Source organism: Chitinophagales bacterium (assembly GCA_019694975.1).
GTDB lineage: Bacteria > Bacteroidota > Bacteroidia > Chitinophagales > UBA10324 > JACCZZ01.
Window position 1 is genome coordinate 26,734 of the sequence record JAIBAY010000003.1, and the last position, 14,193, is coordinate 40,926.

Consider the following 14,193-nt stretch of genomic DNA (forward strand, 5'->3'; position numbering starts at 1 on the left):
CACCCTGAAAAAGAATCTGCCGATAACCTGATTATACTTTTATTTTTGCCCTCTCAAAAAATATTATGCGAATACGTTACCTGCTTACTTTTTTCCCGGCCGTCCTATTATTGTTTTGTACCAGCGTCAACTCCATACAAGGTTCCAAAATACCGTATGAAAAGCACCGGCTGGAAACGGGCGCGACCAGTTTCATGATTGCATTTTACAATGTCGAAAACCTGTTTGACACGAAGGACGATCCTGCCACGGATGATGCAGAGTTTCTGCCCGGCGGTAAATACAAGTGGACCGATGACAAATACAGGGCGAAGAGTGATAACATTGCCCGTGTGCTTGCTGCGATGAATGATGGCAAGGGCGCAGATATCGTCGGCTTTTCGGAAGTGGAAAACAAGGACGTCATTACTGATTTGCTGAACCACCCTGCACTGAAGAAAATGGATTACGGGATCGTTCACCATGAATCCCCTGATATGCGGGGAATTGATGTTGCAATGATTTACAAAAAAAAGTCATTCAGGGTGATCGGCAGCCATGCCATCAAAGTAGATATCAGCAAGTTTGACGCACACCCGACAAGGGATATCCTGCTGGTTACCGGAGTCACTCCATCAAAAGATACTTTGTACCTGTTCCTTAATCACTGGCCTTCCCGCCGCGGCGGCACTGCCGAATCACAGCCACGGCGTGAGCTGGCTGCCACGGTATTGCGGAAAGCGGCAGATTCCATTCTGCAGAAGGTTCCGAACGCAAAGCTGGTGCTGATGGGTGATTTCAATGATAATCCAAGCGATGCCTCCATTTCGCAGACGCTGCGTGCCTCGAAAGCGCCTGATTTATCAATCGGCAATTCATTGTATGATCCGGCCAATAATTTCGACTGGAAAGCAGGAGAAGGTTCGGAGTTTTACAGAGGTGACTGGAGTAGGTTTATTCAGATCATTCTTTCCAATGCTCTCGTCAAAGATCAACTTGATGAACAAAAGAGCTTTCGCGATATCTACATTTTTAAACCGGACTGGCTGTTGATTGAAGAACCTGCCTATCAGCAAATGATTCCCTACAGAACATTCGAAGAGGGGAAGCCGATTGGTTTCAGCGACCACTTGCCGGTGTATGTAAAGCTTAAATTATGAGTGCGGATCCTTTATGCTGATGTTGTAATTTTGCTGCCTGTTACGTGAGTAAGTTCACCGTTCCTGTTATTGCGATGTGTGATAATGGAACATTGGAACTCCTGCAAACAATGTTAAAAACAATACGACTTTCATCATTTGCCGCAATGGCTACAATGCATATATTGCAGCGGTTGACTTTTAGCTTGAAATTGGCGTTTCTGCAATACCAGCAGCGTGTTTTTGCGTCGGATATTTTTCAATAAATAAAATTACAGCAGTTTATATGAGTACTAAAAATTTCGAAGTATTAGAAGAAGTAGTCATCAAATTTGCCGGCGATTCGGGTGATGGGATGCAGCTTACCGGAGGACAGTTTACCAATACCGCCGCACTCTTTGGCAATGATCTCGGCACTTTCCCTGATTTTCCCGCTGAAATTCGGGCACCAATCGGGACTGTAGCCGGCGTTTCAGGTTATCAGCTCAACTTTGGCAGCAAGGAAATCTATACACCGGGTGATAAATGCGATGTACTGGTGGCGATGAATTCCGCTGCACTGAAGGTAAACCTCTTCAATCTGAAGAAGGGAGGAATCATTATAGCCAATACTTCCGGGTTTGACTTAAAGAATCTCAAGCTTTCCGGATACGATAAAAACCCACTGGATGACGGCACTCTGGATGGATATAACCTCATTAAAGTGGACGTTACGCGTATGACCCGTGAAGCCACGGAAGATATTCAGCTGGGTGTAAAGGAAAAGGACCGTTGCAAGAATATGTTTGTACTCGGCTTTCTCTATTGGATGTTTGACCGCCCGATGGAAAACACCATTAATTTTATTACCAAGAAATTTGCGAAGCAGGACGATGTGAAGGAAGCGAATCTCCGTGCCCTGAAGGCAGGTTATCACTACGGCGACACTACGGAAACTTTTACCACAAGATACCATGTGGAGAAGGCCAAAATGGAACCGGGCACTTACCGCAACATCATGGGCAATCAGGCACTCAGTCTTGGATTGGTTGCCGCATCGCAAAAGTCAGGGTTACCGCTTTTCCTGGGTGCATATCCAATCACACCGGCCTCTGACATCCTGCATGAACTGGCGAAATTCAAAAATTTCGGCATCCGCACCTACCAGGCGGAAGACGAAATCGCTGCCATCTGTTCGGCCATTGGCGCCTCCTTTGGAGGCTCGCTGGGTGTTACCACCACTTCCGGCCCTGGCATGGCGCTTAAGCTGGAAGCCATGGGATTAGCTGTGATGCTGGAGATTCCTTTGGTCATTTGCGACATACAAAGAGGCGGCCCGTCTACCGGATTACCTACCAAAACAGAACAGGCTGACCTGCTGCATGCACTTTACGGAAGAAACGGCGAATGCCCGATGCCGGTACTCGCAGCGAGATCTCCTGCAGATTGTTTTGACACGGTGCTGGAAGCCGCACGCATTGCCATTCAGCATATGACACCGGTTATTTTGCTGAGTGACGGCTATATTGCCAATGGTGCAGAACCATGGAGATTCCCTTCAGGCAATGATCTCAGGGAAATCAAGACATCCTTTGCGAAGCCCATGGAGAACGGCGAAAAATTTATGCCGTATGCGCGTGATGAAAAACTTGCCAGGCCCTGGGCCATACCCGGCACAAGGGGACTGGAGCACCGGATTGGCGGTCTTGAGAAACAAAATATCACCGGCAACATCTCGTATGAACCGGAAAATCATGAATTCATGGTGAAATTAAGGGAAGAAAAAGTTGAGCTCGTGGCTGACTATATTCCATTACAATCCCTGGACAGCGGCCCTGAAAAAGGTGAATTGCTTGTGTTGGGATGGGGTGGAACTTACGGATCAATAAAAGCTTCCGTTAAAGAACTGCAGGACGAGGGTTACAAAGTTGCCCATGCTCATTTGCGTTATCTGAAGCCTTTCCCGAAAAATTTAGGGGAGTTGCTTCATAATTATGACAAGGTTTTAGTACCGGAAATTAATAATGGACAGTTAGTGAAAGTAATACGCGATAAATTTATGATACCGGCCATTCCATTTAACAAGATTCAGGGATTACCCATTATGAAAGCAGAACTGGTAAACAGCATTAAATCATTACTTGCCTAAGACTTCCATAAGCAGCAACCATACTGCAACACCTAAAATATAACTGAAATTATGATCGACTCGTCAACAGTAACTGAACCGGTGGTAAAACTTACCGCGAAAGATTTTCAAACAGATCAGGATGTACGCTGGTGTCCCGGCTGCGGTGATTATTCCATCCTGAAGCAGGTGCATACCATACTACCGCAACTGGGATTAAAAAAAGAAGACCTCGTTTTCATCAGCGGCATCGGATGTTCTTCCAGGTTTCCGTATTACACCGACACATTTGGCATGCATTCAATTCATGGACGAGCAACTGCAGTAGCATCAGGCCTGAAGGCTACGCGGCCGGAACTGAGTGTGTGGATCGTTACGGGCGACGGTGATGCTTTATCTATCGGCGGTAATCATTTCATCCACCTCATGCGGCGCAACTTTGATGTGAACGTACTTATGTTCAACAACCAGATATACGGATTGACGAAGGGACAATATTCACCCACTTCGGAAGTGAACAAAATCACCAAGTCAACGCCCTATGGCTCAGTAGATCATCCGTTTAATCCGATAGCATTGGCACTTGGTTCTGATGCCACATTTGTAGCACGCTCCATGGATCGCGACCCTGCCCATCTGCAACAGATGTTGCTCCAGACATGGAAACATAAAGGCGCTTCGTTTCTTGAAATCTACCAGAACTGCAACATCTACAACGATCAGGCTTTTGAACTATTTACGGAAAAAGGGACGAAGAAAATGAATGACCTTTTTATGGTAGAAGGTCAACCGCTGATATTCGGGAATAACGATGAAATGGGAATCAGGCTGGATGGCTTTACACCGCAGGTAGTGAATCTGAATGACGGATTTTCGAAAGATGACCTGATGGTGCATCAGCCGAAAGACATTAATAAGGCGATGATACTTTCGCGCCTCTATGAAATGAATGACAGCGAGCATCATTTTCCAAAACCGTTCGGCGTCTTTTATGTCAAAGACCGTGATACCTATGAAGATGTGATGAATGGTCAGGTTGAAGCTGCATTGGCAAAGATGGGCACAGGTGACCTTGACAAATTGTTGCGCGGCAAAGAAACATGGACGGTGGTCTAAATTCGTTTGTCTCTCTCAGCGCCGAATTTATGAGCAGTTAAGCGGTTTTTATTTACGCTGTTCCAGGTAATTCAGCCAGTCAACCAGTTGTTTTTTCTTCAGCACGCGCGGAAACTTATGCTGTCCGCCCAGTTTACCCTGTTTCCTCATCCAGTCCATAAATACTGCTGCCGGCATTACCTGCACAAATACATCCTTTAATGCCGATGCACGTTCCGTAGCATAATCATCGTTCAACACCCGGAGCTGATCGTCAATTTTATTACGCAACGCTTGCGCGTCCAAAGGATCATCGCATCCGATATACCATTGATGGGCAAACAAGCCATCGTGCGGAATGCCGGCCACCGTAAATTCACGTATATTGATATTCAGTTCTTCATTTACCAGCTCTATCGCACGGTTCATATTGTCAACAGAAAGATGCTCGCCCGTAAGACTGAGGTAATGCTTCGTTCTTCCTACGATAATAATCTCCGCCCTGGCAACATCCGTAAATTCAATCACATCACCAATCAAGTATCGCCACGCTCCGGCACAGGTGGTGAGCAGCAACGCATAGGGACTGTGCGCTTCCACTTCTCCTATATGCAGGGCCCTGGTTCCTTCCCTTAGATCACCATTCTCATCAAAATGCTCATCATTAAAGGGAATAAATTCATAGTAAATACCATTGGTGAGCAGCATCTTCATTCCATCAGCATGCGCATGATCGGCAAAGGCTATGAATCCTTCTGATGCCAGGTAGGTGTCAATATCTATTACTTTCTTTCCAAACAATTTTTTAAACCCCTGCCGGTAAGGTTCGAAGGAAACGCCGCTGTGCACATAACACATCAGGTTAGGCCATATATCATGAATATTTTCGAGATCGTTGTATTCAATGATGCGTTCCAGCATTATTTGTATCCAGGCCGGTACGCCAACGATGATAGAGATATCCCAGCCGGGCGCTTTACGGGCAATTTCATTCAGCTTCCTGTCCCAGTCTTTTTCCTGTGCTATTTTTTTGCCGGGTTTATAAAATACCTGGAACCAGAATGGAATTTTTTTCGCGCTGATACCGCTTAAATCTCCTTCAAAGTATTTTCCCCTTTTATTGAGATCAGTACTGCCTCCCAGCATGAGGATACGCTTTTCAAATATTTCGGGGGGAAAACCAAAATGCCTTCCCGAAAGTATTTGCTTTACTGAAGCCCGCTTGATTGCCCTGATCATATCGATTGTTAACGGAATACGCTTGCTTCCCGACTCTGAAGTGCCACTGCTCAGTGCAAAATATTTTGTACGGCCCGGCCAGCAGATATTGTCTTCGCCATTGAGTGTGCGCTGCCACCAGTTTTCAAGAATGGAATTGTAGTGATACACCGGTACCGCTTCGCGGTAGGCATTCAATACATCCTGCTTCATCAAAATGTTATAAAACCTGAAATGCTTGCCAAATTCTGTGAATGCTGCTTTTCGCAACAATCGCTTCAGCTGACGCTCCTGTTGTTTTAAAATGCTTACAGGCAGCAGACGATCACGCTGTTCCTTTAACCGTTCGTTCAGTGCAATGGTGCGGTCAATGAGCGGGCCGATAAGTGGCATAGGTGTACTTTATTTTAAATCGTTGCGGAGATCCGGATCTTAAGCAAACATCAAACCCTCTAAAGATACTATGTGAATTGATTCCTCTCAACAAAAAATAAACTGACCGGCAAGTGCCGGCAAAAAAATCGGCATGCAATGAATAGCTGCTGCAGTGCTCGATGATTGATTTCCGGCAACGCCCTGTGAAATCAACAATCAGAAGTTATTCATATTTTTGCGGCCATGAAGCACTCCCTTATCGTTGCCATACTGCTATCCACTCTCCTGTTCTCCTGCAAAACCGATTTTGATGTAACCTCTGACTGGGAAGATATTGCTATTGTATATGGCCTGCTTGATCCAACGGATACAGCTCAGTATATAAAAGTCAACAAAGCATTTCTTGATAAATCAACAAGTGCATTGGAAATAGCACAAATTCCGGATTCGCTTTACTATCAAAATATCACTGTTGAGTTGCAACAATTTCAGAATGGTGTTTTGAAAAAGACCATCGGGCTCGAAAAGGTCGACGGCAATCTTGAAGGATATGTGAAGGACACCGGCATTTTTGCGGCAGCACCTAATTTCCTTTATAAAACCAAAGAGTTGCTCGATCAAAACAGCAGTTACCATTTATTGATTACAGAATCCGACAACGGAAAAGTGATCAGTTCCGAAACCGAAATCATCAATGATTTTGCCATACTTCGCCCCACGCCCACCCAAAAGGTAAATTTCTTCCCCGGTGATAATTACAACGGACAGTTTGTTTCCGCCAAAGACGGAAAGATATACGGACTTACCGTCCGTTTTAACTACAGGGAAGTGAATGTAGCTGACCCGTCATTTTTTGAAGATAAATATATTGATTGGGAAATCTTCTCCACTAAACGTTCAAATAATACAGGTGGTGGTCAAACCATGGATTATGATATTCCGGGTGATGGATTTTATGCTTTCGTCAATTCTCAGCTTAAAGATGATGCAACCATTTACCGGCAGGCGATAAATTTTGACTTTATGTTTTCTGCCGGTGGCGAAACCCTTGATACCTACAACCAGGTTGCCATAGCCCAACAAGGACTTACTTCAGGCAATATTCAGCCTGAATATACCAATATAGAAAACGGACTCGGCCTTTTTTCATCGCGCTTCTACAAGACTATTTATAAGGTGCAGATAGATGATCATACGATTGATACTTTAGCGTGCAGCACGGTCACCAAACACCTCCGTTTCGAAAACACAGAAGGTGACTTCTGTTTCTGATTGCTGTCTTTTTGTCACCATTACGATTGCCAGCCCCACTATATAATGGCATAGTGCCAATATTTCTTGCATTCAATCCGGTGGCATAACTATTGACAAGGCTGACTGTTCTAATTCTAAAAAATAAATAACATGGGAAAAATAATTGGCATTGACCTGGGCACCACCAATTCCTGCGTAGCAGTGATGGAAGGTGCAGATCCGGTTGTAATTGCAAATGATGAGGGAGCCAGGACAACGCCTTCCGTTGTCGCCTTTCTTCAGAATGGTGAGAGGAAAGTGGGAGCTCCTGCAAAACGACAGGCAATCACAAACCCGAAGAATACAATAGCTTCGATCAAGCGTTTCATGGGCCGCAGGCACGATGAGGTAGCAGCAGAACTGAAATATGTTGCCTATGATGTTGTCAAAGGCGAAAATGATACAGTGCGTGTTAAGATAAATGATCGCAACTATACTCCGCAGGAAATTTCTGCAATGATCTTGCAGAAGATGAAAAAAACGGCGGAAGACTATCTCGGTCAGCCAGTCACCGAAGCGGTGATTACGGTGCCTGCCTACTTTAACGATTCACAACGTCATGCGACAAAGGAAGCCGGAGAAATTGCCGGTCTGAAGGTGCTGCGTATCATCAATGAACCTACAGCAGCCGCACTGGCCTACGGCCTCGACAAGAAGCATAAAGATATGAAGATTGCCGTGTATGATCTTGGCGGCGGCACATTCGATATTTCTATACTGGATTTAGGAGATGGTGTTTTTGAAGTTAAATCCACCAACGGTGACACACATCTCGGTGGTGATGACTTTGATCAGGTGATCATCGGATGGCTGGCAGAAGAATTTAAAAAAGATGAACCGAACATCGATCTGAAAAAAGACCCGATGGCATTGCAACGGTTGAAAGAAGCGGCTGAAAAAGCGAAGATTGAATTGTCTTCTTCTGTAGAAACGGAAATCAACTTACCATATATCACTGCAGTTGATGGTGTTCCCAAACACCTGGTGAAAAAACTCTCGCGTTCAAAGTTTGAACAGCTTGTTGATCACCTCGTAGAGCGTTCGCTTGAGCCATGCCGTAAAGCGGTGGCCGATGCCGGCGTCTCCGTTTCGCAGATTGATGAAGTGATCTTGGTTGGTGGTTCCACCCGTATTCCGAAGATTCAGGAAGTGGTGGAGAAATTTTTCGGCAAAAAACCCTCCAAAGGTGTTAATCCTGATGAGGTGGTAGCTGTTGGTGCTTCTATTCAGGGCGGTGTGCTGGCAGGTGATGTTAAAGATGTACTGCTGCTCGATGTAACTCCGTTGTCACTCGGTATTGAAACACTGGGTGGTGTAATGACCAAACTTATTGAATCCAACACCACGATTCCTACCCGTAAATCGGAGACATTTACCACTGCGGCTGACAGTCAGCCCTCCGTTGAAATACATGTGATGCAGGGTGAAAGGTCGATGGCACGCGATAACCGCACTATCGGAAGGTTCATGCTCGATGGTATTCCGCCGGCTCCCCGTGGCGTACCACAAGTGGAAGTAACCTTCGACATCGACGCGAATGGAATTCTGAATGTAAGCGCAAAAGACAAGGGCACCGGCAAGGAACAAACGATCAGGATCCAGGCTTCCACCGGTCTCAGCAAGGAAGAAGTGGAGAAGATGAAGAATGATGCGCGGGCAAATGAAGCGGCAGACCGTGAAGCACGGGAAAAAGTGGATAAACTCAACTCCGCGGATTCACTCATATTCCAGACGGAAAAGCAATTGAAAGAATTCGGAGAAAAAATTCCCGCCGATAAAAAAGTGGCAATTGAATCTGCTCTTGGCAGGCTGAAAGACGCCCACAAACAACAGGACATTACAGGAATCGATGCCAGCATGAATGATTTGAATACAGCATGGCAGGCAGCGTCTGAAGATCTGTACAAGGCACAGCAACAGCAACCCGGAGCTCCTACCGAAGACACTTCCGGCAAGGGCGGAAATGAATCCGGCGCAAAGGATGATACAGTACAGGATGTGCCTTATGAAGAAGTGAAAGATGAGAAGAAATAATTGCCGGTAGTCATTTATGAAAAGCTCTGTTCCCAATCCGGAACAGGGCTTTTTTATTTGTTAAATACCACACACACTTTAAAATAACATGGGATTAATCTGACCATGATTCGCAAAAAAATTATACATGATGCCTTTTGACTTCAGCATTCATGAATCCCGCAGTTCCGTGTTTTCACTACGCAGCAATATCAGGATGAAGATGATTGTACGTTATATGATGAAAGAAGATCAGGAGTTTTACAGCGCAGTTTTAGGATTGCCTATTGTGAATCTCATGCACGAAAAAATGTGCATCATAATGAAGTCAGATTTTCCGCAGCAAGTTGTTGCAACAGCTTTTATTTGCTGAAACTAACATAGCTTAACTATTCCACTGCATGTTTTCAATCATAGAGATTAGCTATTACAGCTAAGCATAACAAACGCTTGCAGCAATCTCCTTCATCACTTTTTGTTTCAAGTACTTTCTTTACAAGCAACCGGGCAATCAAATCAGCTCAACCCAATGCTAAACCACTTTTGAGATTATCTCCGGCTCACTCATTAATCTCCCCAATCCGCTGTACCTTGCCATCAGAATTTCTCACCTTTATACTTTAATCACTGTTACATGCAATCATTTTCAGACCTCGGGTTGTCGCAACCAATTCTTGAGGCAATAGAAACCATGGGATTCATCACCCCTACGCCGATTCAGGAAAAAGTTATTCCCGTACTGCTGATTAATAGTCGTGATATGATCGCCCTTGCCCAGACTGGCACAGGCAAAACCGCTGCTTTTGGATTGCCGCTGATACAATTAATCAACCCCGATCTCGCGCATACGCAGGCATTGGTGCTAGCTCCAACGCGCGAATTATGCATGCAGATAACAAGCGACCTCAAGAGTTATGCTCGGCGCATCCCCGATATTAAAATTGTGGCTGTCTATGGCGGCGCCGGAATCGTTGAGCAGATGCGCACTATTCGCAATGGTGTGCAAATAGTGGTGGCTACACCGGGCCGGCTCATAGATCTCATTGGTCGTAATGCCGTTAATCTGAAAACGATCAGCTTCGTGGTACTCGATGAAGCTGATGAAATGCTGAATATGGGCTTCCAGGAAGATCTCGATGAAATCCTGAAAGCCACACCCGAAGAAAAGATCACCTGGCTCTTTTCGGCTACCATGCCGCCTGAAATCCGGCGCATCTCGAAAAAGTATATGCGCAATCCTTTCGAAGTGCAGATCGGCAGCGCTAATACAGCCAACGAAAACATTGAACATCAGTATTACGTCGTACATAGCCGCGAAAAATATGCCGCGCTTAAGCGTATTGTCGACTTTACACCGGATATCTATGGCATTATCTTCTGCCGCACCAAGGCAGAGACACAACAGATCGCGGAGACACTCATCAAGGATGGTTACAATGCTGATTCATTGCATGGTGACTTGCAGCAGGCACAACGTGATAAAGTGATGCGCGCTTTCAAAAGCCGCACTGTACAATTGCTTGTTGCCACTGATGTCGCCGCAAGGGGCATTGATGTAAATGATGTGTCTCACATCATCAATCTGCATCTGCCGGATGATATGGATTCCTATACGCACCGGAGTGGCAGAACTGCGCGGGCAGGTAAGACCGGAATCTCCATGGTGCTCATTGATGACCGCGATATTTCTAAAATCCGGCAACTGGAGAAAAAGATTCAGTCAAAATTTGAACGCAAAAAAGTTCCTACCGGACTCCAGGTCTGCGAACAGCAATTACTTTCTCTTATCAAACGCGTGCATGGTGTAACGGTCAATGAAAAGGAAATGTCGCCTTTCATGCCATCCGTCATGGAAGAATTTAAAGATCTGAGCAAAGAAGAAGTAATCAAGCGCTTTGCTTCTATTGAATTCAACCGCTTCCTCGATTACTACCGCGGTGCCAGGGATCTGAATATACAGGAGCGGCCAACGTCATACCGTGACCGCAATTTTGACTATGCAGGTTCAGGCCAAAGCGGGCAACGCATGTTCATTAACCTTGGTAAAATGGACGAACTTACGGAAGAGAAACTGCTGTCTATTATCAGGCAGGCTACACAGCTGAAAGGCAAGGAAATAATGAACCTGCGGCTGAAGGGTGCGTACTCCTTCTTCTATCTCGATGATCAATACGTGAACGCCGTAGTGCATGCATTTAAGGGAGCTTCCTACCGTGGCAGGCGAATAAGAGTGGAAGTGCAGAATGAAAACGAAGAACGCCGTGAAAAAAAACCACATCGTAAAGGGTCATCCGGCCATAAACCAAAAGAAAGAAACAGGTATTAAGCTTCAGCTAAAAAAATAACCCAACAGGCAGCTTGCCACGTGTTCCTCCCGATAAAATACCTTCATACTACGATGTTTGCAACATGCAGTTAATGCTGCATGCTGCTTCCAAAATTATAGTAGTTGAAACCAACAACAGCATTGATCTGCCACTGTGGCACAGTTTGCCTGCAGATAAAAATCTGCCCTTCCACTCTTTTAGTGATTTGACTTCTTAAAATCTTTCGAGAAATATTTCCATTATTAAGTCTGTTCGATTCAGGAACACATTAAGCCTGTTGTGCCGGATGCTTTAAAAAAGGGTATTGTTAAACCTGCCATCTGCACCCTTCATTAAATCTGAAATGAAATTCACTCCTTCATTACAAAGGCAGCACGACAGTGTAGTCAAAAAACCAACTGAATTTATCTCCGTGCTTCGCACCATATATTTAAAAATACCGTAATAATTTCTCAAGGATACCGTTATCAAAAAATTTACTGTTGCTTCAGGAAAGTTAACTTAACTTAGTCTGTACAAAGTCCTGATGGTGAGTAATTACGTATGCTACTAGTTCTCTTCCAATTGCAATGAGGGATGTTGCATTTATGATAATCACTAAATAGGAGTATATGAAACACCAATTCAATCATCTGCTCATCAATGAGGTTACAAGCCTTACTGGAAAATGGTGCAAATACTATTTGATCGTTTTATTGATTATTGCTGCAACCCTACCAGGCCTTGCCCAATACAATGTCGTGGATTGGGGTGCTTATTTCAGCGATGATGCTACAGGATGGAATTTTGCTGATGACGAGCTGATCGATGATATTAAAGTGGATAACGGCAATCCAGAAAACATATATGTGGTAGGAAGAACAAGGTCAGCTTCCGGTTCGGCTGCGCCCTGCCAGGGAAATTTACTCAGTTATGGTAAAGGCGATGTGATGTTGGCTAAATACAACCGTTGCGGCGAGTTGTTATGGTCAAGATACCTTGGCAATAAGAAGAAGACTGATTATGCTTATTCAATTGCCCTCGACTACGACGACTTCGGGAATACATTTATTTATGTGGCAGGTGAGATGAAAACGAGTGGAACGGGCCCCGAAGCCATTGTTTGTGATGATGGCAATATACCCTTCCGTTCGTTGCCTGCCGGAACATGGGACGGCTTCATAGCAAAATATAACCAGAAAGGTGAATATCAGCGATGGACTTATTTCGGAGGCAGTGATGCTGCAGGTGAGAAAGTAGATCAGATTTTAGGAATCGCCGTTAATAATCATGAAGTATTTGTGGTTGGCTATACTGAAAGTCCTGATCTGCATAAAAATGCACTGTTCGCCGACGATACATCCTTTGAAGGCGCGGGCGATGGATTTCTCGCAGGTTTTTCCGCCGATCTTCATTCGCTCGAATATTTCACCTATATCGGTGGAAGCGGCAAAGACCGTTGCCATGGTATCACCATCTACCAGCCTCCCGGTGTTGCCATGCCTGATATATTTGTAGATGGCACAACGCCAAGCTCAAACGGTATTGCAGCCGGAACCGGATTCGACATAACACTTGGTGGTGACCTCGATGGGTTTGTCGGCAAATGGCAGGACATTGACAATGACGGAAAATTTACGAAGACCTGGGCCACCTATATCGGTGGAGGCGGCATTGAACGTGCGCGGGATATGGACGTGGATAATAATGGAAATATCCTGCTTGTCGGACAAACTAACAGCACCAGCCTCTCATGGGCGAAGGGTTACGATTCAATACGCAATGGTCAGTTCGATGCATTTGTAATCAAACTTCCGAATGCAGGAGGCGACCCTGTCTGGGGAACTTATCTGGGTGGATATGCTGATGAAGAAACAGTTGGCCTTGCCTGGAGAAAAGGTGCGAACGAAAATCATGTTATTGTCGGAGGAATTACTTACAGCTCACAGAAAGAAACCTGTCTCCCCGTACCGAATCCGGATAACTTTACGGTCTTTCCGCTGAAGGATCCATTATTAAAATACATCAATGGTAAACCCGGAGCCGGCTATTGCCCCGGAACTGTGGGTGATGCTTTTATTGCAGAATTGACGGACAAGGCAGTTGGCCAGTCATTGGTTTTTTCCACTTTTATTGGCGGTTCAGGCAATGAAGTGAATGGAGAAAATCAACTGAGTTATAATCCTTCCTTTGCACTTTCCAAATATGGAGAGCTATATATAGCATTCAATTCACGAAGTATTGATATTGCTCCGTTGCTGGGACCTTCAATACATAAGCTATATGGAAGTTACCATGGTGGCATTGATGGTGTTGTGGCAAGGCTTATTGACAGCAATGCATTTCACTATCATTGCACGTCTTTCCGGGAAATTGATTATCCGGCCGGAAGCCAAACCGGAAATACCAACGATGTTGTAAAAGTATATCCCAATCCATCTCAAAATATTTTTAATGTTGAATACATTGCAGAAAGCGGCTCAGAGGCACGTCTGGCTGTTGTAAATCAGGTTGGGAAAATCGTAATCACAAAATCAATTATGCTTCAGCCTGGCTTCAATTCAATTGCCATCGACCTGACCGGCCTTATGAATGGCATCTATATCCTGCAGGTCTGCCTTCCTGAAAAGACACTGCAGGTAAAACTATTAAAGCAATAGTTTAACAG

General features: G+C 45.0%; 8 protein-coding genes. 7 read left to right on the plus strand and 1 reads right to left on the minus strand.

Annotation, left to right across the window (positions count from 1 at the left end):
- The first annotated feature begins 65 nt into the window (after positions 1–65).
- From K1X61_06580 to K1X61_06590, 3 genes are all read left to right on the plus strand, one after another.
- Complete coding sequence (locus tag K1X61_06580) at positions 66–1,139, plus strand: endonuclease/exonuclease/phosphatase family protein (GenBank protein MBX7108298.1); 1,074 nt, start codon at positions 66–68, stop codon at positions 1,137–1,139.
- Positions 1,140–1,404: 265 nt separating this feature from the next.
- A complete protein-coding gene (locus tag K1X61_06585; GenBank protein ID MBX7108299.1) occupies positions 1,405–3,246 on the plus strand; it encodes a 2-oxoacid:acceptor oxidoreductase subunit alpha in 1,842 nt (613 codons plus the stop codon).
- Positions 3,247–3,297: 51 nt separating this feature from the next.
- Positions 3,298–4,341 (plus strand): 2-oxoacid:ferredoxin oxidoreductase subunit beta, encoded by a 1,044-nt coding sequence (locus K1X61_06590; GenBank protein ID MBX7108300.1) that lies wholly within the window; start codon positions 3,298–3,300, stop codon positions 4,339–4,341.
- 48 nt (positions 4,342–4,389) lie between these two features.
- Here the strand turns inward: K1X61_06590 and K1X61_06595 are convergent, their stop codons facing one another.
- A complete protein-coding gene (locus tag K1X61_06595) occupies positions 4,390–5,931 on the minus strand; it encodes a GH3 auxin-responsive promoter family protein (protein MBX7108301.1) in 1,542 nt (513 codons plus the stop codon).
- A 225-nt stretch (positions 5,932–6,156) separates the two neighbouring features.
- Between K1X61_06595 and K1X61_06600 the strand changes: the two genes are divergently transcribed.
- The 4 genes from K1X61_06600 (at position 6,157) to K1X61_06615 (ending at position 14,185) form a co-directional block, all read left to right on the plus strand.
- On the plus strand, positions 6,157–7,185 hold the full coding sequence (locus tag K1X61_06600; protein MBX7108302.1) for a hypothetical protein: 1,029 nt from the start codon (positions 6,157–6,159) through the stop codon (positions 7,183–7,185).
- A 132-nt stretch (positions 7,186–7,317) separates the two neighbouring features.
- A complete protein-coding gene (dnaK, locus tag K1X61_06605; protein ID MBX7108303.1) occupies positions 7,318–9,240 on the plus strand; it encodes a molecular chaperone DnaK in 1,923 nt (640 codons plus the stop codon).
- 613 nt (positions 9,241–9,853) lie between these two features.
- On the plus strand, positions 9,854–11,545 hold the full coding sequence (locus K1X61_06610; GenBank protein MBX7108304.1) for a DEAD/DEAH box helicase: 1,692 nt from the start codon (positions 9,854–9,856) through the stop codon (positions 11,543–11,545).
- 612 nt (positions 11,546–12,157) lie between these two features.
- Positions 12,158–14,185, plus strand: coding sequence for an SBBP repeat-containing protein (locus tag K1X61_06615; GenBank protein ID MBX7108305.1), 2,028 nt, complete (start codon positions 12,158–12,160; stop codon positions 14,183–14,185).
- Positions 14,186–14,193: the final 8 nt, after the last annotated feature.